Source organism: Polycladidibacter hongkongensis (assembly GCF_001561995.1).
Lineage (GTDB): Bacteria > Pseudomonadota > Alphaproteobacteria > Rhizobiales > Stappiaceae > Pseudovibrio > Pseudovibrio hongkongensis.
On sequence record NZ_LLWC01000009.1, the window covers coordinates 192,170 to 218,034 of the forward strand.

The following is a 25,865-nucleotide window of genomic DNA, read 5'->3' on the forward strand; positions in this document are numbered from 1 at the left end:
AGGTGCAAAAAGGGCGCAGGAGTATAACTCCGGCGCCCTTTTTGTATGTTTTAAAATTTGCTCAGAGCCCCCGATTTCTTTGTAGCTCAAGCGCTTCTTGGAACGCCTCGCGGCGGACATGGCCATTAACATAAGCATGGGTCTTGGTGCCAAGGCTCTTGTTGTCATAGTAGCCAGAGATACCAAGGTAAATTCCACCATTCGCTGCGGAATAGAATGTCGAGCGTGCCAGCGGGACAAAGCCTGTCAACTTGTAGAGGTAGGGGCCAATTCCTACGCGTTCCTTCCACAAGGCTTGAAAAGGCATTTTCTGACCGTTTGCAATCACATAGGAGTTGAACGTCAGCGGGAAATCACGTGAGGTCATTTCCATCAACAAGCCGTAGCCACGTTGTTCGCTAAACACCGCCCTGACGCGCACTTCCTCCATATACTGCCCACGCAGGTAGAAATTGCTGGAGGAGACCATGTTGCCCATACGTAAAGGCGGTGTGAATATATTAGCCTCGCCCCGCGGCTTACATGCAGCAACAACAAACAGTGACAGCACAATAGCTGCCAAACGGAAAAAAGGTGTCTTCATGGCTTAAACCGCGCGACTAGTTAGGATCCTGCGTGAAAACTAACCAGTGCAGCTTGCGGGAAGCTAGTGGGGGAGCGCAGAACCTTGGATATGCAAAGGAGTTGGCGTGAGCGCTCTTGGCAAATAACCCTGCTCGATTAAATGCATGGTCAAGCCGGTCACAAAGGGCAGCTGCAGTCCATCCTCAAAATCGCAATTGCGTTGCGGCGAAAAGTCAGGGCATACCCGTAGGCCGAAATCACTCTCTTCAACATCGGTTGCGAGAATTCGCTTTAGGGCTACGCCACCTTGCCCAAGTAGTGCTTTACTTGCTGCCCAGCCCGCTAAAAAACCAGCATCTCGCCACTGCTCAGGCATGCGCTTTGCCCGCAGCTCTAGGCGCTTAAGGTCAAACCTAACAAATGGCAGAGTTGCTTTGCTCCCCATTAGATTCTTTAGTTGCGCTTCTTTGAGCTGCCAAAATTGTAAGGGGGCAACGCTGCCAGCATATGGGGCGAACAGATAAAGAAAGCTGTTATCGCCATCAATATCGTCAAAACTCGTTCCGCCAAAGCCATCGCGAGCGCCAAGGTCAAATTCTAGCCAAACGCCGTTTTGGAAACTGTAGATTGTTTGCTCTACGCAGCAATGCGCCCCGCCCGTGAACCGCTTTAGCACCACTTGGGGGTAAGGGCTTGTTGGATCCAGCCTAATCAAATCGATAGACTGGCCGTGAGCGGCAAATTCGCCGGCTGGCGTCGTTGTCTCCAGAAGTGGGCTGCCTTTAAGCCAAAGCATCAAGTGTATTGAGGAGTTGCTATAGTCATCCAGATTACAACCGGCCTCACCACACACAAGCTTGGCCTCCGCGCGCACATCACCAAGCTGCAGCTTAGCTGTTGCACTGCCGCGCAGCTCCGCATGTACCCTCTCAGGCGCCTTCCAATGTGTTGTAACGAACCGGCTTCCATCGCTCAAAAAGGCATCCTGCGGCAGGTAAAGACCAACTTGCTTCTTAACTTCGTCCATGTTGCGTACAGCGAGCGGGCCCATCACCACGGCGTAGTATCCGTTCTGGCTTTTCACGATCCGTAGCGGCGCGCTGTTCCGCCCATCCATCAGCCACCAAGCGCGCATGCGTGCTGCTACCAATGTTTCTTCGCTGGCCAGAACAACCCATTTCTTCCCGCTCTCGAGGCTGAGAGAAGCAGCACTGGCAGAAAGAACATGGGCGGATATAAAAAAGAGAGTTAACCAGAAAAGTCTCATGACAAATGTACCAATAAACCAAGATGAACGAGGCGAAGGATAACTGTGATTTCTAAAGAAATTGCAGTATCTGAAATCTGGCAGTTTAATAAGTCACTATTTGACATAAAAAAGGCGCGACCAAGCCGCGCCCTTTAAACTAATGGTTTTGCAAAGTTTATTCAGTGTCTGTCATATCAATCAAAACTTTGAATGTGCTGGAGCGAACACTGTCCCAGTAGTCAAAGGCTTGCGCGGCGTCTTTCCACTTGAAGACCTTTGAAACCAGCGCATCAGTCTTATCACCTGCTTTTTCAAGGTAGGCGATCACATCCAAGAAGTCTTGGCGAATGGCATTGCGTGAGCCGAATATGTTCAGCTCTTTCATGTTGAAGAATTTGGTTTCATAAGAAACTTCTTCTTTTGCGTAGCCCACATAGACAACACGTCCTGCGAAGCAGGCAAAGTCAACAGCTTGGCGGAAAGTAATCGGTAGGCCAACAGCTTCAACCGTTACATTGGCGCCATCACCATCGGTCAGCCGGTCAACTTCTGCTGCCACATCAACTTTCGTCGGGTTGAGCACTTCGCTAACACCAAGGTTTAAAAGAGTTTCGCGCTTCTCTTCACTCACCTCAACGGCAATAACGCGTGCGCCACGAGAAATTGCGCCAACCATCGCGCCAACGCCAATCATGCCAGCGCCAAGCACAACGACAGTTTCGCCCTCGCGCACACTCGCCCGGTCAATCGCATGGAAACCAACAGAAAGAGGCTCCACCAGCGCCAACTGAACATCGCTCAAGGTGTCGTTTAGAATCAGGCGCTCGTGATGGGCAACCATATAGTTTGAAAGGCCGCCATCTTGCTGCACACCCAGCGTCTTGTTGTAGCGACAAGCGTTTTTGCGCCCTGCACGGCAAGCTGTACAGTCGCCGCATTCGGTGTAGGGCACCACGATAACGCTTTTGCCCTCAGCAAATTCTTCAGGAACATCAGCACCACTACAAACGATAGTGCCGCCGATTTCATGGCCGGGAATGCGGGGGAGTGCGGCAAGCGGATTCAAGCCCTTAAAGGTATTCAGGTCACTGCCGCATAGGCCGCCATAACCAACTTTGATCTTAACTTGACCAGCGCCTGCTTCAGGTTCGGCAATTTGCTTGAGTTCGGCTTTGCCAACCTCGGTAATCATCAATGCTTCCATGGCGAACTTCCCATTCTTGTGCCAGACCAAGCCATCCCAAAGTCAAAGGCCCGGCAAAACATGCAATAAAGCTCAAAACTTGAGCGCTTCCTGTCATTAATACCAGCGGGCTTAAAGCCTGCTGTCCTTCGAAGGGTTTGAGCAACAACGAAAAAAGCTGAGAGCTGCCGCTTGCGAAAGAGGAAACAACGAAGACCAGTAATAAAGGGGAGAGATCTGCGTCGTTGTATATTTTCAATAAAAAACTTTCTATACGCGCAAAGTCAACCGTCTTTTATGCATAAAAAACATTCATGCACGATCACATAACTTGCAGGGGATAATCTGCCACAAATCTGGGTTGAATTGTCGCGCTAACCATATTTGCAGAAATGCAATCCGTACCCTATTTCACCGGCGCGTTCAGCACCATGGCACAGGCGCTTGGAAGATTCGCCAGTCGCATTTGCGGTTTGCGTTTACGCGGCTTCGGTTTTGCCCCGGGCTTTGGCTTTTGCGGAACCCACTTTGCATCACTCAGCCAGTTGCTAAGTTCAGTGCCACATCCATCTCCCGCTGGAGGTGGCGCTTGGTCTTTGCATTGCGGACTATCGGCGGGGCATGCCATGCGAACGTGGAAGTGGTAGTGATGCCCCCACCATGGCCGCACTTTACGCAGCCAGTCTCTGTTCCCGGTTTCAAATTTGCAAAGGGCGCGTTTGATCACCGGATTAACAAAAATCCGCGCCACTTGCGGTTCCTGTGCAGAGCGGCGGATCAAACGTGCATGGGCGTCGCTCCAGCGCTGAGGATGCACTCGCCGATCTGCACCCTTTATGTTTAGCGGGCCTTTGAGCATGGAAATCGCGCTAACTGTTTCTCTCTCTGCAGAGTTAAACCGCTTTTTCGGCATTGGTCGCAACCAAATATCGGCATCTAAGCCAATCTGGTGGCTGGCATGTCCGGATAGCATTGGCCCGCCCCGTGGCTGCGCCATATCACCGATCAGCAACCCGTTCCAGCCGAGGCCCGGCGCATCTTTCGCCAAATCTTGTAAAAAATCCACAAGAACCGGATGTCCCCAATTGCGATTGCGAGACAAACGCATCGCTTGCCATGAGGGGCCATCAACGGGCAACTCCGCCGCTCCGGCAAGACAGCCCCCGGCATATCCGCCGAATGACCGCGGCGGCATGTTCGCGGCTTTGGAGACACTGCCAAACAGCTGTTTGGCGGCGACAGTCTCCCGCCTTGCTTTTTCAGCTGCGGCGGCCTCAACAGCGGTTAGCGCGGGCTTACTATCAGGAAGAGGAGCGCGATCAGGTTGCGGCGCTGAGGCTGCCAAGCCATACCCCCCGCCGCACAAAGCAAGCAGTGCTGCAAGCCCGAGCGCAAACCCGGCGTTGGAAACATCTCGCAACATGACCATGCCTCATTCCCTCCTAGTCGCCGGCTTTGCTCTTAACACACAGCGCAGCCACAGCATCGCACATGCGCTCCAAATCTTCTGGCCGCGATAAACGGTGATCCCCATCTTTAACCAGCGTCAGCAAAACGTCCTCACTCATTGCACCTTCGACGATCCGCAACGCATGCTTCCAAGGAACGGCCTCGTCCCGTTGTCCTTGCAAAATGGTAATAGGGCAGCCAGTGGCAATGGGGGCATCAAGCAACAGGTTACGCCGCCCATCCTCAATTAGTGCCCGCGTGATAATGTAGGGCTCGTCGTAATCGGAAGGGCGTTCATAACGACCAGTTTCCATGATCTGCTGTTTCACGGCCTCAGAGAACTCGTGCTTCCACATAAGTTCTTCCGTGAAGTCCGGTGCCGGAGCGACCAGAACTATTCCGTTGAGGTGGCCGCTACCTAGTGTGGCCTCCTGCAACGCCTTGGCCAGCAGCAATGCCATCCAGCCACCCATAGAAGAGCCGATCACCACAGTCGGCCCTTTGCAAAACTGCGCAAAAACAGTTTTTACTTCCTCTAGCCAGCGCGAAATGGTGCCGTCAGTAAAAGCCCCCTCGGATTCGCCATGGCCAGAGTAATCCATGCGCGTGCAAGTCAGCTCGTGCTCTTCAGCCCACTGTGCCAGCACTTCTGCCTTGCTTCCCAGCATGTCGGATTTGAAGCCAGACAGCCATAACACCCCTTGCGCCCCGCGGGCGTCATGACGCACTGCAATTTTGCGGGCGTCTTCCCCTTTGCCAACCTCGATAAATTGCGGTATTCCAGCTTCCATCCCTAAAGGCTCCCGGCCGTTTTTTCATAGTATATAAAGAGGTCAGAGCCTTGCCCAACTCCCCAACATTAGCACAGCTTAATTCGCCTGCCGCACAAGGCAAAGGGCACAGCCGCACCATTTTGCAAATTGTCCCCGACCTGCAAACAGGTGGTGCCGAGCGCACCACCGTTGACATGGCCGAAGCGATCATAGCCAAAGGCTGGCGGGCGCTGGTTGTCTCGCAAGGCGGCCGGATGGTGCCAGAGCTCGAAGCGTTGGGGGCTCAGCACATCACCTTGCCGGCAAAATCGAAAAAGCCTTGGGTGATCCTTCAAAATGCCAAGCGACTGCGGGAAATATGTAAGCGGGAGAGTGTTGACCTTATTCATGCCCGCTCTCGTGCGCCAGCATGGTCTGCGCGCATCACTGCAAACAAACTCGGTCTGCCTTTCGTCACGACCTATCATGGCATCTACAAACAGACTAATGCGCTGAAGGCATGGTACAATTCTGTCATGACTCGCGCAGACTGCGTTATCGCCAATTCACTCTATACGGAAAGTTTGATTTTACAGCGTGATCACAGCGCAACCGGCAAAACCCAAGTGGTTTATCGCGGCACAGATGTTGATGCGTTCGCACGCCAGAATGTATCAAAGGAACGCGCTGCACGCCTGCGAGAACGTTGGGGTCTTGATGAAAACGCGCGTGTTATCCTCACCATCGCTCGTATCACGGGCTGGAAGGGGCACAAATGCATCATCGAGGCTGCAAAAGAGCTGTTTGCCAAAGGCGCGCCTAAAGAACTCACGTTTGTGTTTGCTGGAGATGCGCAGGGCCGTGACGCCTACCTTGAAGAGTTGGAGGCGCTGATCAAGGCAGAGGGTTTGAGCGAGAATATCAAATTGGTAGGGCACTGTGCAGATGTCCCCGCAGCGCTATGCCTTGCAGAGCTGTCTGTCGTTGCCTCCATCGAACCAGAGGCGTTTGGCCGCGCAGCTGTGGAGGCTCAGGCCGCAGGCGTGCCGGTTATTGTATCTGATATTGGTGCCGTACCTGAAACAGTATTGGTGCCGCCTCAGGTGACAGAGGGCGCGCGCACAGGCTGGCACTTTCCAGTAGGTGATTCTTCAAATCTAGCGGCGTGCATCTCCACCGCGCTCGCGATGATGCCGAAAGAGAGGCAGGCATTGGCCGAAAGAGCATATCAACATGTGCGTAGTAGCTTCACAAAGTCGCAAATGTGCGCGCAAACCCTCGCTATCTACGAGAAACTGCTTAATCAAACCACTTGATTATTTTAGGCAGACTCGCCATATCTAGAGATATATTGGCTAAATATATTGGCCAGCAAGCTTGGGGCGCTTGAATGCTGCTATAGAAAAGCGGCCAAGAGCAATCTTGTCTTGACGAGTGCGAACAATCTTGTCATTGAACAGGCTCAGGTTTTCAACCACCATCGGCAACTATAGAGGAGAACTCGACCATTCGCCGTCCGTTTCGCGCACCACCCCCCACTAAGGAAGGGCCGCGCACCAACAAAGAAATTCGTGTCCGTGAAGTTCAGCTGATCAACGCGGAAGGGGACAATCTCGGTCCGACACCGACAGAGCAAGCGCTAGAAATGGCGCAGGAGCAAGGTCTTGATCTGGTAGAGATCGCGCCAAACTCCCAGCCTCCTGTCTGTAAAATTCTGGATTATGGTCGTTACAAATACCAAGCCCAGAAGAAAGCAGCTGAAGCACGCAAGAAGCAGAAGGTCGTCGAGATCAAAGAGATCAAGATGCGCCCGAACATCGACACCCATGATTATGAGGTGAAGATGAAGAACATGCAGCGCTTCTTCAACGATGGTGACAAGGTTAAAGTAACCCTCCGTTTCCGCGGCCGTGAAATGGCCCACCAGGACTTGGGCATGAAATTGCTCAACCGGGTGAAAGAGGAAACCGTAGAATACGCCAAGGTGGAGCTGCAGCCAAAGCTGGAAGGCCGCCAGATGATGATGGTACTTGCACCGCTTAGCAAATAAGCGAAAAGCACCATCTTGAGTGTTTTGAAAACGCCCGGGCCGTCAGGTTCTGGGCGTTTTTGTGTTTCTTAGCCGGATCGCTGCCTTTCCTCTTGCATTTACACGGCGCTTTTCCTATAACGCGCCGGTTCAGAGTCGCCCGGCTGTATCTGCCAAACCTGATTCAGGAGTAGGCAGATGAAAAAGGGCATGCCGTGGCGGCTCATGATGCATCCCAACATCACTTGGTCCACTTGAAGGACCAAATAAAAGAAAGGACGCAAAAATGCCCAAGTTGAAGACGAAGTCTGGAGCAAAAAAGCGCTTCAAACTCACCGCGACTGGCAAGGTTAAATGCGGTCAGGCTGGTAAACGCCACGGCATGATCAAACGCACGACCAAGTTCATCCGTAACGCACGTGGTACCACCACTTTGTGTGAAGCAGATGCACGTATCGTGAAAAAATATCTGCCTTACGGCTAAGCCTGAAAACCGGATTTAGGAGACCTCCATGTCACGTGTAAAAAGAGGCGTTACCGCCCACGCTCGTCACAAAAAAGTTCTGAAGGCTGCCAAAGGTTACTACGGTCGTCGTAAGAATACCATTCGCGTTGCCAAACAGGCGGTTGAGAAAGCGGCACAGTACGCTTACCGCGACCGTAAGGCACGCAAGCGCAACTTCCGCGCTCTGTGGATCCAGCGTATCAACGCTGCTACCCGCGAGCACGGCATGACCTACGGCCGTTTTATCGATGGCCTGAACAAAGCTGGTATCGAAGTTGACCGTAAGGTTCTTTCCGACCTTGCAATCAACCAGCCAGTAGCGTTCAAAGCGCTGGTAGAAAAAGCTCAGGCAGCTATCGCATAAGCTATTTGCGGATACTGAGAGTATTTTGAAAGGCATGTCCACTCGGGCATGCCTTTTTTATTTGCCCGCGCACCGTCAACTACTGCGAAAGGACAATAGTCGGCTAATTCCCTATGCAGTAGAAATATCTGCCACATTTCATTGCAATGCAGCTTTAAGGACTACCCGAGACATGGCCGTTTCTTCTCTATCGCACGCGCATGCAGAAAAACTGGATGAAACTTCGGCCTCGGTTTTGCATCGCCTTGATCAACTCGGAATGGATATCGCCGAAAACAAAGCACAGGTTGATGATGTTCAGCAAAGCGCCAATACACTGGCCACCGCAATGCAGTCCCTTGAGACATCTTTAACGCAAGTAAACGATGCTCACATGTCTGTTAGCACCGCAGTAGAGGAAACAACGCATCGCACCGGCGAACTTGCCACTGCAATGGATCAGGCCGATGCAGCCGTAGGACAGGCAATCAATTCGGCTACTGGCTTAACGCAAGTCGTCACCGATATGAGCAATCAGTTGCATTTGATGCAAAGTACACTGCAACATGTCCATGCGTTCTCCGAGACCATCGAGAAGATTGCAAAGCAAACCAATTTGTTAGCACTTAACGCCACCATCGAAGCTGCAAGGGCCGGTGAGGCCGGTCGTGGTTTTGCCGTCGTTGCCAGTGAGGTGAAACAGCTTGCTACCTCAACAACAGGGGTAACCGAGCAAATAAACACTACGCTGCAAAGTCTTGGAGAAGAGGTTGCGCGGCTCGTTGCCGCGGGTTCCGAAGCTATAACCTTGACGGACAAGGTAGAACAAAACTCCGAGATCGCCACCAGCGTTTTCCAGTCTCTCGGCGCAGCGGTGCATTCAATCGAACAAAACGCCCGTGCTATCGAAGAGGAAAACCACAACGCACAACAAAGCGTCACTCAACTAGCCCAAGAAGCCCATGCGATGGGTATGGCAGTGCAATCAAACAGCGAGCAGTTGCACGCTGTCTCGCAAGGGATGACGAATACGGCACTAAAGTCCGACCGACTGCTCGGTGAACTAAGCCTTCAAGATACGGAAAGCGACAATGCCAAGGTAATAGCGACAGCAAAAGAGACCGCAGGCAAAATCATGGCGTGCTTGGAAGAAGCTGTTGCGGAGGGGGATATCACCCTAGAAGATCTGTTTGACCGCGAGTATCAGCCAGTTTCCGGGAGCAATCCGCAGCAGTACATGACCAAAGCGACACTGTTTTTTGATAGGGTTTTGCCGCAATTTCAAGAACCCGTGGTGGATGATAACGAGCGCATTATGCTGTGCTGTGCAATCGACCCCTCTGGTTACATTCCAACTCACAATCTGGCCTACTCACAGCCTCAAGGAGATGATCCGGATTGGAACATGCGCTACGCCCGAAATCGGCTGCTTTACACAGATAACGTCGGTCTTGCCAGCGGTGGCAACAAAGAGCCCTACATCATGCAGACCTACCGCCGAGAGATGGGGGGCGGCGAGCACATTATGCTGAAAGATGTATCCGCACCGATCTGGGTGCAGGGGCAACACTGGGGCAATTTACGTATAGCCTATCGATCGGATTAAGAGCCGCCGCTAACAATACCAAGGCGTGCGTATACATCGCGGCGCGTCTGATCATAATGTGCCTGCGATGCAAAGTATTGGGCCGTGGCGCTAAGTCGATCAAATTCGAGGTCATCGCGCTCATCGCGTAGAGACGCTTTTTTCTTCCGACAGCTTTTGCCTTCTTCACCGCTCTTGCAGTGCAAGGCTCTGATCTCGCTACGCACAGAGCGCAGTCGTCTGTCGATACGTTCCATACGCTCTTGATCTTCTTCTAAGTTGCTGCGTGCGAGGTGCAGCTCTTTGCCAAGTCTGTATCCTGACAAAAAGCGTTGTTCTGCTTTGCCTTGGCACACTCCGGCATAGCTCTTGCCTTTGTCGCCCTGCGCAAAACCACTATCCACTTTGCAGTAACTCACCAGCCCGATTTTTCGGCCAGCCTCGTAGGCAGTGGTATCTGGAGAAATGCCATACTTGCTGCAGGCTTTGGTGTGATCCTTCAGCCGGGACATTGCCTGCCCGCTTTGTCCATCACGCAGACCGATCTGCTGCCAATCTCCGTCGATACAATCTTGTTTGCTCAGCGAGGCGCACGAGCAAAGGGCTAGCCCCAGCAAACTAGAGATTACAGCATTTCTAATCATACTTTGCCCCATATACGTGACCATTGCCCTAAGTATTTGCATTTTTAGCAATGGCATTATGAACAGGGTCTGAACATTAGACGAGCTGAAGCATTACTTCCAGCCATGCGCCCACATATGGGCTAGCGCTTCGCGATAGGTGGGATAACGGAAGCTATATTGCAACTCGCGTCGCACTTTTTCGCTATTAATCCGTTTGACCTCACCATAAAACGAGCGCGCCATTGGGCTCATGTCAGCGCTCTCGAAGTCGACAGCAGGTGGTGGTTCAACGCCCATCATTTGCGAGGCCAATTCTACGACATCCTGTGGGGGCGCAGGTTCGTGATCGCTCACGTTTAAAACTCCCGCGTAGCGCTTGGCGCTTGCAGCGGCAAGCACGCCGGCAATATCTTCGCAGTGAATGCGATTAAAAACCTGACCCTTTTTAATAATGCGCTTGGCGGTTCCGCGCTCCAGATTGACAAAGGCGTTGCGTCCGGGGCCATAGATACCAGAGAGGCGAAGGATGGCCAAAGGCGCATCAATGCTTTTGGCAAGCCGTTGCCAAGCCTGCTCGGCAATCAGCCTTTGGTGGGAACGCTCGGAGACTGGATAGCAAGGCGTATCTTCATAAACCCAAGCGCCCTGATGATCACCATAAACACCGACGGTGGAAAGGTAACCAATCCATTCTGGTTTGGAGGCCGCAATGAGCGCGCCATGTGCCTTCAATACCGGATCGCCAGTCTCGTCAGGTGCAATGGAGATCAAAACATGCGTTGCATCGTGCAGCGCCGCCTCGCCAGCAGCATCTAGCGCGCCGTTAAACTGGTGCGCATCGATGCCCAATTCCCGTAGAGCCTCGCATTTCTCAAGGCTTCGGCTGGTGCCGCTGATGTGATCAAACCTGTCGGAATATTCCTGTACAAAGGCTTTAGCGGAAAAACCGCAGCCGAAAATAAACAGGCGCATAGCCACTCCAAACGATCGTATCAGGTCACATCAAAGCAAACTGGAGCGCGGCGTATGTCGCGCCCGTAAAACACATTTATTTTGCAAGTTGCAGCTGCTCTCGGCGCACCTCAAACAACATGATTGCCGTCGCCACAGCAAGATTGAGGCTGTCCGCCTGCCCTTCCTGCGGAATTTTCACCAAGGTGTTGCAGGTATCCGCTAGGTTATCTGAAAGTCCGGATTGTTCGTTGCCCATCACCAGCAGCACCGGCTCGTCATAACTTGGCTCTCGGTAGTCCATCGTTCCGCGCAGATGCGTGCCCACCACTGGTCCAGGCCACTTTTGCCGCCAATCGATAAACTCGTCTTCGCGGCAACGAACCAACGGCATATGAAAGAGCGAGCCCATGGTAGCGCGCACGGCCTCCACCGCAAACGGGTCGGTCGTGTCTCCAATCAGAATTACTCCCGAGGCACCCACCGCATCGCCGGTACGAATAATTGTGCCAAGGTTGCCCGGATCCCGCACCCGGTCTAGGCAAATCCATGTCTTTGCCGTTGCAGGATCAACGGCTGAAAGCGGCAGCACATTCTGTTCATAGACGCCAACCACCATCTGCGGATTATCCCGGCGGGTAATATTGGCAAGTACCGCTGTGGTAACCTCCAGAATGAGCGCGCCGCGTGCTTTGACCTTGGCTGCTATCTCAAGTGCAACTTGGTTTTCCCGCGCTTCTGGCCCCAGCGCCAGATAGCGCACGCCCCAGCCCGCATCCATTGCATCAGAGGCAAGCTTTAGCCCCTCGGCAACAAACAAGCCGCTATCGCGTCGGTGTTTACGCTGTGTGACCAGCCCTTTAATCTCTTTAATGATCGGATTGGAATGGGAGGAGATTTGCTTAACGCCGCCCTGTCTTTCTTTGCCTTGAAAGCTCATTCTTTGCCCTCCTCAGGTGCGCTCCAGCGGCTAAACAGTGACGTTGAAAGCAAGCGCCCACCGGCTTTCTCACGAATAGCCAGCTCGCCGGACTCAATTTGCCCCGGCAGCCCGGCCAAGTATTCTTGCATCAACGCATGCGAGGCAAGAAAAGAGGCGCGGATTGCATAGCTCGTCAGGATCATAAAGCGCGCATTTGGCGATAGAATCTGCCGCAGTGCCGCCATCATCTCTGGCATGCTTTCAAAGAAATCCCAGACTTCGCCTTTCGGCCCGCGGCCATATTTGGGCGGATCAAGAATAATGCCGTCATAAGTGTTGCCGCGCCGAACTTCCCGCTGCACAAATTTCATGGCGTCATCACAAATCCAACGGATCGGCAAATCCTCCATGCCTGAGAGCGCTTGGTTTTCACGTGCCCAGCCGATGGCTTTTTTCGAGGCGTCCACATGGGTTACTTTTGCCCCTGCAGCAGCAGGCAATAAAGAGGCTAGGCCGGTGTAGCCAAACAGATTGAGCACATTCAGTTGCCGTTTCGAGGCTTTGATTTGCTGTTGAACCCAATCCCAGTGAGCGGCCTGTTCTGGAAAAACGCCAAGATGGCGAAAGGACATAAACCGGCCATTGTATGTTGCGGGTCCATACTTCATGTGCCATGTTTCTGGCAGCTGCTTTTTATAGCGCCAGCGGCCAGCGCCTTCTTCATCCACATCACCGGAGAAAACCGCGTCCGCTCGTTCCCATTGCGCTTGTGGTAGCGCTGGGGCGCCCATGGCCTGCGCCTCGGGGCGCACCACCGTGTAGCGGCCATAACGTTCCAGCTTTTGCCCATTGCCCATGTCCAGCAATTGGTAGTCTTTCCAGCCATCCATTTCCAAAAGGACAGGAAGGACGCTCTTAGGTGTGTTCACACCACCCTTCGGGTAGCCCCGGCTTGTTTCATTGTTGTTCAAGACATGCCTCAAGTGGTTTGCCGCGCCAGTCGATGAGCTTGGGGACAAGGACAAAGCTGCCCCGCACCTCCAGCTGTACTGCGCAAGATCTTGGCTTAGGGATTACGCCGCACTGCCGCGCCGGTCAACAACCCAGATCCATTATCTGGCGAACAAATCAGCCTTTCGGCAACCTTTAGTTTAAGCTTTGGCAACTTTTTTGCCTCTTTGGCTTGCCAGCTCGTCTCTCCTGCGACAAGCTAGGCACCATGATAATATGTCGCAGAAGGGTTCTGTGGCTAAGGGAGGACAAGCAAGCCCCATGGAAATGTCAGGTGAACAGACAATCCCCGCCAGTAAAGCAGATGTATGGGCGGCGTTGAATGATCCGCAAGTGCTGAGCGCCTGTATCCCCGGTTGCGAAAGCCTTGAAAAAACGTCCGACACTTCGTTTTCAGCTGTTGTCACTGCGAAGGTTGGACCGGTCAAAGCCAAGTTCAAGGGCGAGGTCAACCTGGAAAACATTGATGCGCCAAATGGTTATACGCTCGTGGGCGAAGGCAAGGGCGGCGTTGCAGGTTTTGCCAAGGGATCGGCAGATGTCACCCTAGCAGAAGATGGGGATGGCACCCGCCTAAGCTATGCGGTTAAGGCGAAGGTTGGCGGCAAACTGGCTCAACTGGGGAGTCGGTTGATTGATTCGACAGCGCAAAAGCTGGCTGGCGAGTTTTTCGCAAACTTCTCAAGGCATCTGGGGGGGGAGCCTCAGGTGACGGAAACGACTGAGGATGAGAACCTTGCCGAAGTGCCGCTAGATGAGGGTTTGATCGAAGAAGCCAAGGAAATTGCTGAGGAAGATGCTGAAATTCGTGCTGTTGAAGTGCTACACGACGTTGAGCACTCGGTAGAAGAAGCGGTGAAAGACGCCGAGGAGAAGGTGGAAATCGCCGCCGCGCGTGGTGTCTGGGGCGGTCCGATGGGCTGGGGCCTGATCGCTCTTGCCGCAGGTATCGGCCTCTATCTCCTGCTTGGCAATGCTGGATAGATCGCGGATAGGTGGCACAAGCAGATTGCCTAGCATCTAGGCTCTCGCCGCCTTTGCCCTAACTGGAATAGATTAAAAAACCGCAGGAGTGCGCGATAAACTACTGAAAACGTGAGATGACCTATCAGTAGTGCTGAGCCAAAGCACTGCAACAGGGAACAGCCAGACATAGGCAGACGCGGCCTATGACGGCGTTTAGGGAGGGAAAATATGGCAAATGTGAATCTCACGATTAACGGTAAGGCCGTGAGCGCCGAAACCGATGATCGAACCTTGCTTGTCGAGTTCATTCGCGAGCATCAAGGCCTGACAGGTACGCATGTGGGCTGTGACACATCCCAGTGTGGCGCTTGTCTTGTTCTGATGGATGGCAAGGCAATTAAATCCTGCAGCACCTTGGCCGCGCAGGCCAGCGGCAGCTCTATTATCACCATTGAAGGTATAGCAACTGGAGCAGAGCTGCACCCCGTTCAGCGGGCGTTTAAAGAAAACCATGGCCTACAATGCGGGTTTTGTACGCCCGGCATGGTAATTGCCGCCATCGATATGATCGAGCGACTTGGACCAGATCTGGACGAACCCACCATACGCAAAGAATTGGAAGGCAATATCTGTCGTTGCACCGGCTATCACAACATCGTCAAGGCTATCAAGGCCGCGTCGATGCAGATGGCAACGCAACTGGAGGCGGCAGAATAGCCAATGCTGGGGCAAAGCGCTGGGCCTGATGCCCTGTGTTTTGCGTGGGAACTGCGTTATCCGGGAGGGACTCGCAATGAAAGCTGAAGGAATTGGTGCACGCGTACTAAGAAAAGAAGACAATCGCTTTATCAGTGGCAAAGGTAACTACACAGATGATGTCGTGTTACCGCGCATGGGGCATGCCGCCTTTGTGCGCTCGCCGCACGCCCATGCCAAGGTACTGGGAGTAAATGCCGAGGCCGCATTGGCCATGCCGGGCGTTGATGCCGTTCTAACCGGTCATCAGCTGGTTGCTGATGGCATTGGCAATATCATTTGCGGCTGGCTGGTGCACTCCAAAGACGGCTCCCCGATGAATATGGGCGCTTGGCGCGCCTTGGAACCCGAACATGTCCGCTTTGTTGGACAGGCTATCGCCGTTGTGATCGCCGATACTCCGCAACAAGCCAAAGATGCTGCCGCGGTGGTGGATGTCACCTATGAAGAGTTGCCAGCTGTTGTTGATAGCCTTGCAGCACTGGCGACGGAAGCACCGCAGCTGCACGAGGAGGCCCCAAGAAACACCAGTTTTGATTGGGAGCTGGGAGAGGAACAGCAGGTGGCAGACGCATTTGCCAATGCCGCGCACATCACCAAGCTTGATCTGACTAACAATCGCCTTGTGCCAAATCCGATGGAGCCACGCGCGGCGCTGGCAGATTATAACAGCGCCGAAGAGCATTACACGCTCTACACCACCTCGCAAAACCCGCATGTGGCCCGGCTGGTGCTCTCCGCGTTTTACAACGTTGCCCCAGAGCACAAACTGCGCGTGATTGCACCGGATGTCGGCGGTGGGTTTGGGTCCAAAATCTACATTTATCCGGAAGAAATTGTATGTCTTTGGGCTTCGAAAAAAGTCGGCCGTCCAGTAAAATGGAATTGTGATCGCACGGAGGCGTTTCTCACAGATGCTCATGGGCGCGATCATCACTCCCATGCCGAATTGGCTATGGATGCAGATAATCGCATCACCGCACTAAGAGTAGAAACCACGGCAAATTTGGGCGCATACATGTCGCTGTTTTCTTCAGCTGTGCCCACATATCTTTATGCAACGCTGCTTTCTGGCCAGTATGACATTCCGGCCATCTACGCCAATGTAAAAGCCGTTTATACCAACACAACGCCGGTAGATGCCTATCGCGGTGCCGGGCGGCCGGAAGCCACATATCTGGTGGAAACCATCGTAGATAAAGCCGCCCGCGAACTGGGCCTAGATCCGGCTGACTTCCGCAGTCACAACTTTATTCGCAGCTTCCCGCATCAAACGCCGGTAATCATGAATTATGATGCAGGTGATTATGATGCCACGCTCTCAGCCGCCAAACAGGCTGCAAACTATGCAGATTTCGCCACGCGCAAAGCAGAGGCCGCCGCACGAGGCAAGCTGCGCGGCATCGGCCTTTCCTGCTATATTGAGGCGTGCGGCATCGCCCCCTCTCAAGCTGTGGGCTCGCTGGGCGCAGGTGTCGGCCTTTGGGAATCAGCCGAAGTGCGGGTAAACCCTGTCGGTACCATTGAGGTCCTCACCGGTTCGCATTCACACGGGCAGGGCCACGAAACAACCTTTGCGCAGCTGGTGGCCGAGCGCTTCGGCTTGCCAACGGATAATGTTACAATCGTTCACGGCGACACAGATAAGGTGCAGTTTGGTATGGGCACGTATGGCTCCCGTTCCGGCGCTGTGGGCATGTCTGCACTTGCCAAGGCACTGGATAAAGTTGAGGTCAAGGCCAAACGTATTGCCGCTCATCTTTTGGAAGCCGATGAGGCAGACATAACCATTGAAGATGGTGAACTGAAGATCGTCGGCACAGATAAAAAGCTGAGCTTTACTGATGTCTCGCTTGCCGCCTACATGGCGCACAATTTGCCTGAGGGGATGGAGCCCGGCCTAAAAGAAGGCGCGTTCTATGATCCGCAAAACTTTACCTTCCCTGCCGGCACGCACGTTTGCGAGGTGGAGATTGACCCGGCAACCGGGAAAGTCGAGATCGTGCAATTCGTCGCCGCGGACGACTTCGGTCAGATCATCAATCCGATGATTGTTGAAGGGCAGGTGCATGGCGGCCTTGTGCAGGGGATAGGGCAGGCACTGCTGGAGAACGCGGCATACGATGCCGACGGGCAGCTGCTCAGCGCTTCTTACATGGATTACACCATGCCAAGAGCCGATAACGTGCCCTCATTCAAGCTGGAAACCAACAGCACCCTTTGCCCAAGTAACCCCTTGGGGATGAAGGGGTGTGGCGAGGCCGGTGCAATTGGTGCGCCACCTGCCGTGATGAATGCCATCAGCGATGCGCTTGGCGGCGTGGAAGTCTCCATGCCTGCAACACCGGAAAAAGTCTGGCGCCTTGCACAAGCCGCGCTGCCCAAACAAGCCGCTGAATAGTCTTGGTGCGACAGCAGGCGGCATATTGCCCGCGGCTGTCCACTAACAGAATTTGGAGTATGATATGTACGAGACCAGTTACAATCGCGTGTCGTCCGTGACCGAGGCGGCAACAGCGCTAGACGCTGCAGACGATCCAAAAATCCTCGCCGGCGGACAAACGCTGATCCCTACCATGAAACAGCGGCTTGCCGCCCCGTCTGAGCTTGTCGATATCAGGCAAGTTGATGAGCTGCATGGTATCAGCATGCAAGCAGATGGAGCCATTCGGATTGGTGCAACCACCACTCATGCTGAGGTTGCTGCCAATGCGGATGTCCGCGCCCAGCTTCCCGGCCTTGCCAGCCTAGCAGGACATATCGGCGATCCGCATGTGCGCTATATGGGAACCATTGGCGGCTCTCTGGCGAACAACGACCCGGCAGCGGATTACCCTGCCGCGGCCCTTGCGCTGGGTGCTACGATAACTACCAATAAAGGCAGTTACAGCGCCGAAGAGTTTTTCACGGGCATGTTTGAAACCGCTTTGCAAGAAAACGAAATTGTCACTGCGGTGACTTTCCCGGTAGCGCAGCGCACAGCCTACGCCAAGTTCCCCAATCCCGCTTCTCGCTATGCGATGGCAGGAGTGTTTGTTGCCCAAACACCGTCAGGCCCGCGTGTGGCGGTGACGGGTGCAGGCCAAGAGGGCGTGTTCCGCATGCCGGCAATGGAAGCAGCGCTTGCTGAGAATTGGGCGGCGGACAGCCTGGGGAGCATTCAGCCAGATGCCCAGGATATGCTTGCAGATATTCATGGCTCGGCAGAGTACCGCGCTAATCTTGTGAATGTGATGGCGAAACGCGCCGTGGCCGCAGCTTAGCTTTTTAAAACATGAAGTACCTCCAGCGAAGAGCGGTTTAGCCTTTGCTGGGGTTGCGCTTACTGAACCACCCGCTTCAAGAAACCGTCGATTTCCTCGTGTAGCGCCCAGCTTTGCGAGCGTACCCGGCCAGCGCCATCGTAAACGCTGCTCGCATGGCTGCTTGTTTCGTCAGAAGACCCAGCAACGTTAGAAAAGTGCTCACTCAAGGTCTCGGTGCTTTGAGCAGCAAATTCGATGCTCTCGCTAATTGCTCCAGTGGTCTCGACTTGCTCGTTAATTTCCTGCGCGATAGCGCTGGTTAAATGATCCATTTCACCGATTGATTTAACAATCTCGGCAATCGTGGTTGCAGCATGGCGTGTGTTGCTCTGGATCTCCTCGGTCACTTGCATAATCTCTTCCGTCGCTCGGCTTGTCTGGCTGGCAAGATCTTTTACCTCACCTGCCACAACGGCGAAGCCGCGTCCGGCGTCTCCCGCACGCGCGGCCTCAATTGTTGCATTTAGCGCAAGCAAATTGGTGCGGTTGGCAATCTCTTGAATCAACTCGATGACTTGGTTGATCCGGCTGGTGCCCTCCACAAGACTATGCATCAACTGAGTTGATTCTTCTGCTGCGTGAGATGTTTGTGTCATTGCCGAAGAGGTTGAAACGATGCTGTGATTGATCCGTTGGCTGGTTTCGCTCAAAGACTGGATGGCTGCGGCAATGGAGCTGATCTGCGTAGCTGTTGAGCCAAGATTGCCATTGGCTGCATTGGCCCCCTGCGAGCTTTGAGAGGCAATCGAGGTGAGTTGATCCGCAGCGGCGTTAAGCTGCTTGGCATCACGGCTCATCTCCTTTGTCATCGCATTTGCTTGTGTGCGGAACTGCGCAATAATCTCGTTGAGATAGTCCGCTCTCTCTTTAGCCGCTTCATGCTCCTTTGCTTGCTGTGCTGCCAAAGCTTGCCGCTCGTGCTGGGTCTCTTTAAAGGTATCCAACGCGCTGTAGATCTGCTTGAGCTCTAAAATGCGTAGCTTGCGCTTTGGCTGGCGATAATCTAGCGCACCTTCCGCCATGTGCTGCAACTGCGCGGTTGCCTGGCGCAGTGGTTTGACCAAGGCAAGTGTAAGTACTGCAATCATTGTAATCCCAACAACCAATGCCAACGCGCCAGCGGCAATGGCGGTGTTAAACAGGGTGGCGCTTTCCGCCTCGATTTGCGCCTCCAGCTTGGCGTTGTTGCGATTGAGCTGGCTCAATACGGCATTGGCATCGTAGGCAAGCGCGGTCAATTGCGATTTTACTTTGCGTAGCTCGCGTTCCTCTCCTTGGGCGGCGCCGTAATATTGCGTGGCGTTCTGCATGAGCCTGTCCCGATCTCTACCGGCGAACTTGAGTGGCTGTTTTTCACTGCGGCTCAAGCCTGCAAAGGCGGATTTGGCATCGCGAAGTACTGTAGCGTAGGCCGCCGCAGCGCTTTGAAAGGCTTCACGATTGCTCTCACTGGTGTGCAAGGTGAGCTGCATGGCAGCGGCCAGCGTTGCTGATGCACTGGCCCCAATTTTGCCTGCATGCACTTGGGCATCGGGGCCCATCCCGCTTAATACGGCAACAAGAGAATTTGATGATTTAGCAACCGTAATGCTATCGTTGCCAACACCTGCAACTGCAACATCCTTTTCTGTGCGGGCGCGGAAATACGCCACGAGCGCTGGCCGCAATTCGTCAATGCGCTCCTTGATCAAGGTGGCGGTCCCACCCAGTTCATGCTGGCGCATCCAGTCCGCGGCTTTTTCATTAGCTTTTGCACTGGCCGCCATCATACGCATTGCCAATACAGGGTGTTTACTGACACTTTCCGGAATCTCGGCGCGCAGCAGCTTCGGCTCAACTTCTGCAACCACTCTGGAGAGATAGGCAAGCTTCTCAACGCCCTTCCGTTGCGAACCTATCTGTATGATATGGTGGTCGATGGTGTTGGACTGAATATAGATGATAGTTGACGTGGTTGCTGTTAGCGACATCATAAACAACAGCGCAACTATAACGCGAAATTGAATGGATTGGATTTCTCTGGCGCAATAACGCCACAACCTCAGGACAGGGTTTTTCATGCGCAACTCTATACAACTTTGGTGAGGCTTCGTTAAAAGCGAACATTAATCGGCGAAATACAGAGTGACTATGAATGTATTGCGAAGGTAAATGCGAAAACACGCAGCAACCGATGGTTTAGTTGGGGATAAGTAAAAATATTTAAGAGAAAAGTAAAAACGTAACCAGGGAGTGAAAATATGCTTATTTTAGATAAAAAGTGTATTGATTTTTATCTAGTTTTTACTGATTTTTGCTTGGAGGTTTGTGGCGGATTAAACGTGTTGGCCGCCGTTGACGTGGATTTCCGCCCCGTTGAGGTAGGTGGAGTTTTCCGAACAGAGATAGTAAATCGCTTCAGCAACTTCCGCTGTGCTGCCAAGCCTTCGCAAAGGAATGGTTTCAATCAGCTTCTCTGTGCCAGGTGATAGAATGGAAGTGTCAATCTCGCCAGGTGCAATTGCGTTAACACGCACCCCGTGCGGCCCAAAATCGGCTGCCATTTCACGGGTCAAAGACGCCAGAGCAGCTTTAGATGTTGCGTAAGCGGTGCCAGCGAAAGGGTGCACCCGACTACCGGCAATACTGGTCACATTGACCACCGATCCGCGCGCAGTCTTCAATTCATCCAGTAGGCCGCGGGCCAGCTGAATAGGGGCAAAAAAATTCACTTGGAACACACTTTGCCATGTATCCATCGGTGTCGAAATGGAATCAAGTCGCTGCCCCTGTTCATCTTTGGGGCTGATACCTGCATTGTTCACCAGAGCGTGAAGCATACTGCCATTGGCTTGCAAGCGCTCTTTGATCTGGGGGATGGCAGATTCAATGTTTTGCGCGTTGGCCAGATCAATCACTATGTGATCCTCTGGTCCAGAAGGCCATGGGCACTTTACAGAAAACGGCTGCCGCGAGCAGGTTATCACCCTGTATCCGGCCTTGGAGAAACGCTTTACGGTCGCATGCCCGATGCCTCGGCTTGCCCCTGTCAACACTATTGTTGGGCGTGTATCCGTGGTGCTTTCGCCTACACTCATCCTAAGCTCCCGTTAAAACAAAAAACTGGAAACAAAAACTCTGGTTTAAACCTGCGAAACTCATATATAGTAGGATACAGCTAGCAATGAAACCGATAAGCGCCGCCAGATGATTATTTGCCACTGTAACGTTATCAGCTGTAAGGAAATCCGCGAAGCCACCTGTGAGCTCTCGTTGAAGCAAGGGCGCAGTGTGCCGACACCCGGTTCAATCTTCAAACAGTTGGGTAAAAGACCACAATGTGGCGGTTGTTTCCAAAATGTTATCGATCTAGCCTACGATGCAGCCTCAAAAGATGCCACCTAGCGTGGTTTACAATAAAGTAGAATTATTCTAAACTGAGGCAAATCGCTAAAGGAGAGATCCCATGAAGGGTGAACCAAAGGTCCTTGAATACCTCAATAAATCGCTGCGTCACGAGCTTACGGCTGTAAATCAGTATTGGCTGCATTATCGCCTGCTGGAAGATTGGGGTTTTGCCAAGCTTGCAAAGAAAGAGCGCGAAGAATCCATCGAGGAAATGCAACATGCCGATAAGATTATCGAGCGCATCATCTTCCTTGAAGGTCACCCGAATCTGCAAACCCTCGATCCGCTGCGTATCGGCCAGAACCTGAAAGAAGTGCTGGAAGCAGACCTCGCTGGCGAGTACTCTGCTCGCGCGCTCTACAAAGAAGCGCGTGAAGTCTGCCGCGAAGTTGGCGATTATGTCACCATGAAGCTTTTTGAAGACCTTCTGGGCGACGAGGAAGGACATATCGACTACCTCGAAACACAGATTGAGCTGCTGGAAAAAATCGGCGTTGAAAATTATGGCCTGCTACAGGCAGCGCCAGCCAACGAAGCGGAATAAGTTTCCCTCGTTGATCAGAGTAAGAAAGCCAGCCTATCGGGCTGGCTTTTTCTATGCGAGCTCAGCTCACCGGGGAGTTTACTTGCGTGGCTTTGCCCGGCGCGTTGCCTCAGCATCAAGTGGATCGTCTGGCCAGTGATGACGTGGATAGCGCCCGCGCATATCCGCTTTTACATCCTGCCATGAACCGCGCCAGAACCCTGGTAAGTCCTGTGTGATCTGAATGGGTCGCTGCGCAGGAGAGAGCAGTTCCAGAACCAAAGGCAATTGTCCGCCCAGCACACTGGGGTGCACACCAAGCCCGAATAATTCTTGTACACGCAGCCGCACTGTCGGTCCCACAGCGCCGCCATAATCTATCGCAGCTTTGGTGCCGGTAGGTGCGGTGTAATGCGAAGGGGCAAGCCGCTCCATCTCTGCTTGTAACTCATATGGAACCAATGCGCTTAAGGCATTACCCATAATAGCGGCATCAAGCTGCTCGGGGCTGCTCAACCCGGCAAGAAACGGCCGCAGCCACGAAAAGTCGGCACTCAGCGCTTCATCACTCACATCGGGCCAAGCGGTGCCTTGCTGCGCGCGAAGATATTGCAACCTAGCCCGCTGCAAACCCTGTTCCTTGCTCCAAGGTAGGCGCCGTGCTCCCTTTTTTTGTAACGCGTTACATACCGCATCGGTGATGAGTTCGGGGTCTGGCGCATTAATGCGCTTTTCCTCTAGCACCAAAGCCCCGAGGCAGCGCTGCTCCACGGCCTTGGCCACACCATCTGCACCCAGATTAACCTGTGTGCGTGTGATCACGTGCGCTCCGTGCCGCTCAAGTAAATCAGCGCTTGCCAGCGGCGCGCACAGCATAATGCGTGCATGAGCAGCCTTGCCAGTCACTTCTGCTGCAACAATAAACGCTTCTCGTGCCAACGCGTCCTTATCATCAAGTGCAGCGCCGCGCCCATTTGCAAGCCGAAAGCGCCCAGTTGCTCCGCGCTGTTGCCCTATTCTGTCCGGGTAGGCCAAACTAAGCAGTTCGCCGGCCATCTCCAAGTTTGGTCGATTGCCTTTGGCGCTGCTCACCATTTTTTGCCAGCGCCGTGCCTGTGCAAGTGCTTCCTTTTCGCGGCTGCCATCAGCGCGCAAAAGCCCCTGTAATCTTTTACGAATATCTGCAGACTTGCCGCCTAAATTTGGCTCACTGGCAACAACAGCCATCAGCGCTGCAAGAGGATGCTCATCCTCCTTGGCTGCGAGCAAAAGCATATGCGCCAACCTTGGTGAAAGTGGGAGTTTGGCCAGTTTCTTGCCATGGCTTGTTAAATTCCCGTCTTTGTCGAGGGCATCCAGCTCTTGTAGCAATGAACAAGCCTCTGCCCACGCAGCCTTGGGCGGCGGGCTTGGAAAACGCAGATCATCAGGGGAGTGAACGCCCCAATTGGCAAGCGCCAGTACAAGATTGCTTAAGTCGCTCTCGAGAATTTCAGGGGTATCTGCTTTGGGCATCGCGCCGGTTTGCGCCTGCTCCCAAAGGCGATAGCAATGCCCGGGTGCTGTTCGTCCCGCGCGCCCGCGCCGCTGGTCTGCACTGGCTTGCGAGACGCGCAAGGTTTCCAATCTGGTCAACCCGCTTGCCGGATCATACTTGGGCACCCGCGCCAAACCGCAATCAATCACCAAAGTGACGCCATCAATGGTAAGGGAAGTTTGGGCGATAGACGTGGTTAGCACCACCTTGCGGCGTCCATCACGGGCAGGGCGGATAGCTTCATCCTGCGCTTTGCCATCAAGTGCGCCATAAAGCGGCAAAACATCAACCAGCGGGCCTAGTGATGTGCCCAATTGGCGCTCGACTGCGTGAATTTCCCGTTGCCCCGGCAGGAAGACAAGCGCAGAACCAGCATGTGCCTGCATTGCCTCGCGCACCACCTTGGCCACTTCTCCCTCAAAGCTTTTGCTGCCATCTCTGCCGCGGTAATGCGTCTCAACAGGGAATTGGCGGCCCTCGCAATGAATGAGGGTCGCATCTCCAAGCAGTGCCTGCACGTGCGCGCCATCCATTGTTGCGGACATCGGCATCAGCCGCAAATCTTCCCGCAGCGCTCCTTGTACATCGAGCGCCAGAGCCAAGCCCAAATCCCCCTCCAGCGAGCGCTCGTGAAACTCGTCAAACAGCACAGCGGCCACATTCGTAAGTTCAGGGTCCTCTTGAATGAGGCGAGTGAACACGCCCTCTGTCATCACTTCAATGCGCGTGTTCGGGCCAACACGACTATCCATTCGCACGCGATATCCTACTTGCTCGCCCACACTCTGCCCCAGCGTTTGTGCCATGCGCCGTGCCGCAGATTTTGCCGCCAAGCGTCTGGGTTCTAACACAAGGATTTTTTGGCCCTGAGCAAACTTCGCATCCAGCAAAGCCAAAGGCACTCGCGTTGTCTTGCCAGCGCCGGGTTCCGCTACCAGCACCGCATTCTGTTGCTCTTCAAGGGCTTGTAGGATTTTGCCAAGCACGCGATCAATAGGAAGCGCGGATGAGAAAGCAGACATAAAACGGGCCTTGCAAAGAAAGAGAGCTGTACTGAAAGGCCTTATCAGCAAATTGTCGCGATGAGATCAAGCACAATCCCGCTAAATGAGATGCGTCCAACCAAAAAAGGCACCTGCCGGAGCAGCTGCCTTTTTCTGCGAGTTTCGTGTGTCTTGGCTAATCTGCATATTGTGGGGCATGCCAAAGGCGTCCGTTCAGCTCCAACAAGTAGCCAATCGGGTTGCGTGCATATGCTGCCAGACCTTCAAGCGCAGGATTATCATGTTTGACGATAAAGGTCGGGATCGACTGCATAATCGCCTCATGCGGTGCTTTTGCCTCAAATGAGGCGCGAAAGTGCCCATCGTCCAGCCATGCAGCCAGCTTGGGCGCGATCCCCCCTGCCAGATAGACCCCGCCCCGAGCAAGTGTCGTCAATGCAAAATCACCGGAAACGCGTCCCAATGCACTTGCAAACAGTCGCAACACTTTCTGGGCTGCCTTATCGCCCTGTTCTGCTGCCACCGCAACATCCGCAGGTTTTGCGAATGTTCGTTCTATGCGATCAGCCGTCAGCACTGCTCGTGAAAGACGTAGTAAACCACTTCCGCAGATTATTTGCTCTGCCCCAATGCGCCCGCCTTTGCGCTCAATGAACGACCAGACGGCGTATTCTTCCGGCGAGACAGGTCCAATCTCCACATGCCCACCTTCTCCCGGCACAGGGATCCATTTGCTATTGGAATAGAGCATTGCTGCCGCGCCTAGGCCTGTTCCCGGACCAAGCACAAACTTGCTGCTCTGCGACTGTACAGTGCCACCGCCAAGTTTGATCAAGCTGGTCTCATCTAGCACAGGAAGTGCCAAGGCTTGCGCCTCAAAATCATTCACAACAATCATCGAGGACAGGCCAAGTGCGGCAATGACCTGCTGGGGTTCAATCACCCACGGTGCATTTGTTAGCGGAATCTTGTCACCCGTTACCGGCCCCGCCACCGCGACGATAGCCGAGCGGGGTTTTTGAATGACCTCGGGAATCACACATTCAGTAATAGCATCTTGTAGGCTGGCAAAGGCAGAGGTAGAAACCTGACCACAAAAATGTGTTTCGCTGTCAGGATTTTCAACAATCGCAAAGCGGGCGTTAGTGCCCCCAATATCTGCTACCAGCACCGGAAACCGCAGGTTTTGCGGAAGGTTCGTTACCGGGCTCATAATAT

23 protein-coding genes are annotated in these 25,865 nt (G+C 53.6%); 10 read left to right on the forward strand and 13 right to left on the reverse strand.

What is annotated here, in order from left to right:
- Positions 1 to 61 precede the first annotated feature (61 nt).
- The 5 genes from AYK82_RS04215 to AYK82_RS04235 form a co-directional block, all read right to left on the reverse strand.
- The gene (locus AYK82_RS04215) at positions 62 to 583 is read right to left on the reverse strand and encodes a hypothetical protein (protein ID WP_068311671.1); all 522 of its coding nucleotides are present in this window, start codon (positions 581 to 583) and stop codon (positions 62 to 64) included.
- A 63-nt stretch (positions 584 to 646) separates the two neighbouring features.
- On the reverse strand, positions 647 to 1,831 hold the full coding sequence (locus tag AYK82_RS04220) for a hypothetical protein (RefSeq protein ID WP_068311673.1): 1,185 nt from the start codon (positions 1,829 to 1,831) through the stop codon (positions 647 to 649).
- 157 nt (positions 1,832 to 1,988) lie between these two features.
- Positions 1,989 to 3,017, reverse strand: coding sequence for a zinc-binding alcohol dehydrogenase family protein (locus AYK82_RS04225; protein ID WP_068311675.1), 1,029 nt, complete (start codon positions 3,015 to 3,017; stop codon positions 1,989 to 1,991).
- A 385-nt stretch (positions 3,018 to 3,402) separates the two neighbouring features.
- A complete protein-coding gene (mepA, locus tag AYK82_RS04230; protein ID WP_068311677.1) occupies positions 3,403 to 4,425 on the reverse strand; it encodes a penicillin-insensitive murein endopeptidase in 1,023 nt (340 codons plus the stop codon).
- Positions 4,426 to 4,438: 13 nt separating this feature from the next.
- The gene (locus AYK82_RS04235; protein WP_068311679.1) at positions 4,439 to 5,236 is read right to left on the reverse strand and encodes an alpha/beta hydrolase; all 798 of its coding nucleotides are present in this window, start codon (positions 5,234 to 5,236) and stop codon (positions 4,439 to 4,441) included.
- Positions 5,237 to 5,286: 50 nt separating this feature from the next.
- On the opposite strand from AYK82_RS04235, the gene AYK82_RS04240 reads away from it, so the two are divergent.
- The 5 genes from AYK82_RS04240 to AYK82_RS04260 all read left to right on the forward strand — a co-directional run bounded on the left by AYK82_RS04240 (position 5,287) and on the right by AYK82_RS04260 (position 9,680).
- Positions 5,287 to 6,513: a glycosyltransferase family 4 protein gene (locus tag AYK82_RS04240; RefSeq protein WP_244265711.1), complete on the forward strand. Its 1,227-nt coding sequence runs from the start codon at positions 5,287 to 5,289 to the stop codon at positions 6,511 to 6,513.
- Between the two features lie 191 nt (positions 6,514 to 6,704).
- Positions 6,705 to 7,247 (forward strand): translation initiation factor IF-3, encoded by a 543-nt coding sequence (gene infC, locus AYK82_RS04245; RefSeq protein WP_082733722.1) that lies wholly within the window; start codon positions 6,705 to 6,707, stop codon positions 7,245 to 7,247.
- A gap of 265 nt (positions 7,248 to 7,512) precedes the next feature.
- A complete protein-coding gene (rpmI, locus tag AYK82_RS04250) occupies positions 7,513 to 7,710 on the forward strand; it encodes a 50S ribosomal protein L35 (protein ID WP_068083497.1) in 198 nt (65 codons plus the stop codon).
- 28 nt (positions 7,711 to 7,738) lie between these two features.
- Complete coding sequence (gene rplT, locus AYK82_RS04255; protein WP_068311683.1) at positions 7,739 to 8,095, forward strand: 50S ribosomal protein L20; 357 nt, start codon at positions 7,739 to 7,741, stop codon at positions 8,093 to 8,095.
- Positions 8,096 to 8,267: 172 nt separating this feature from the next.
- Positions 8,268 to 9,680, forward strand: coding sequence for a methyl-accepting chemotaxis protein (locus AYK82_RS04260; RefSeq protein ID WP_068311685.1), 1,413 nt, complete (start codon positions 8,268 to 8,270; stop codon positions 9,678 to 9,680).
- Here the strand turns inward: AYK82_RS04260 and AYK82_RS04265 are convergent.
- From AYK82_RS04265 to AYK82_RS04280, 4 genes are all read right to left on the reverse strand, one after another.
- Positions 9,677 to 10,303 carry a DUF2799 domain-containing protein gene (locus AYK82_RS04265; protein WP_068311687.1) on the reverse strand — a complete coding sequence of 209 codons (627 nt, stop codon included), beginning with the start codon at positions 10,301 to 10,303 and terminating at the stop codon, positions 9,677 to 9,679. The genes AYK82_RS04260 and AYK82_RS04265 overlap by 4 nt on opposite strands.
- 93 nt (positions 10,304 to 10,396) lie before the next feature.
- Complete coding sequence (locus tag AYK82_RS04270; RefSeq protein ID WP_068311689.1) at positions 10,397 to 11,257, reverse strand: SDR family oxidoreductase; 861 nt, start codon at positions 11,255 to 11,257, stop codon at positions 10,397 to 10,399.
- Between the two features lie 76 nt (positions 11,258 to 11,333).
- Entirely contained in the window at positions 11,334 to 12,176 is an 843-nt protein-coding gene (locus AYK82_RS04275; protein WP_068311691.1) for a TrmH family RNA methyltransferase, read from the reverse strand.
- The gene (locus tag AYK82_RS04280) at positions 12,173 to 13,048 is read right to left on the reverse strand and encodes a class I SAM-dependent methyltransferase (protein ID WP_082733753.1); all 876 of its coding nucleotides are present in this window, start codon (positions 13,046 to 13,048) and stop codon (positions 12,173 to 12,175) included. Before AYK82_RS04280 ends, AYK82_RS04275 begins: the two co-directional genes overlap by 4 nt.
- Positions 13,049 to 13,430: 382 nt before the next feature.
- Between AYK82_RS04280 and AYK82_RS04285 the strand changes: the two genes are divergently transcribed.
- The 4 genes from AYK82_RS04285 to AYK82_RS04300 all read left to right on the forward strand — a co-directional run bounded on the left by AYK82_RS04285 (position 13,431) and on the right by AYK82_RS04300 (position 18,154).
- On the forward strand, positions 13,431 to 14,153 hold the full coding sequence (locus tag AYK82_RS04285) for an SRPBCC family protein (RefSeq protein WP_068311693.1): 723 nt from the start codon (positions 13,431 to 13,433) through the stop codon (positions 14,151 to 14,153).
- Between the two features lie 210 nt (positions 14,154 to 14,363).
- Positions 14,364 to 14,852 (forward strand): (2Fe-2S)-binding protein, encoded by a 489-nt coding sequence (locus AYK82_RS04290; protein ID WP_068311695.1) that lies wholly within the window; start codon positions 14,364 to 14,366, stop codon positions 14,850 to 14,852.
- A gap of 76 nt (positions 14,853 to 14,928) precedes the next feature.
- Positions 14,929 to 17,292: a xanthine dehydrogenase family protein molybdopterin-binding subunit gene (locus tag AYK82_RS04295; protein ID WP_068311702.1), complete on the forward strand. Its 2,364-nt coding sequence runs from the start codon at positions 14,929 to 14,931 to the stop codon at positions 17,290 to 17,292.
- A 64-nt stretch (positions 17,293 to 17,356) separates the two neighbouring features.
- Positions 17,357 to 18,154, forward strand: coding sequence for an FAD binding domain-containing protein (locus AYK82_RS04300; protein WP_068311704.1), 798 nt, complete (start codon positions 17,357 to 17,359; stop codon positions 18,152 to 18,154).
- A 59-nt stretch (positions 18,155 to 18,213) separates the two neighbouring features.
- On the opposite strand, the gene AYK82_RS04305 is transcribed toward AYK82_RS04300, so the two are convergent.
- On the reverse strand, positions 18,214 to 20,256 hold the full coding sequence (locus AYK82_RS04305) for a methyl-accepting chemotaxis protein (protein ID WP_068311706.1): 2,043 nt from the start codon (positions 20,254 to 20,256) through the stop codon (positions 18,214 to 18,216).
- Positions 20,257 to 20,511: 255 nt separating this feature from the next.
- Positions 20,512 to 21,273, reverse strand: coding sequence for an SDR family oxidoreductase (locus AYK82_RS04310; RefSeq protein ID WP_068311708.1), 762 nt, complete (start codon positions 21,271 to 21,273; stop codon positions 20,512 to 20,514).
- Positions 21,274 to 21,641: 368 nt separating this feature from the next.
- Between AYK82_RS04310 and bfr the strand changes: the two genes are divergently transcribed.
- A complete protein-coding gene (gene bfr, locus AYK82_RS04320; RefSeq protein WP_068311712.1) occupies positions 21,642 to 22,127 on the forward strand; it encodes a bacterioferritin in 486 nt (161 codons plus the stop codon).
- A 78-nt stretch (positions 22,128 to 22,205) separates the two neighbouring features.
- Here the strand turns inward: bfr and hrpB are convergent, their stop codons facing one another.
- Both hrpB and glk read right to left on the reverse strand, forming a co-directional pair.
- Entirely contained in the window at positions 22,206 to 24,665 is a 2,460-nt protein-coding gene (hrpB, locus tag AYK82_RS04325; protein WP_068311714.1) for an ATP-dependent helicase HrpB, read from the reverse strand.
- Positions 24,666 to 24,822: 157 nt separating this feature from the next.
- Positions 24,823 to 25,860 (reverse strand): glucokinase, encoded by a 1,038-nt coding sequence (glk, locus tag AYK82_RS04330; RefSeq protein WP_068311716.1) that lies wholly within the window; start codon positions 25,858 to 25,860, stop codon positions 24,823 to 24,825.
- Positions 25,861 to 25,865 lie beyond the last annotated feature (5 nt).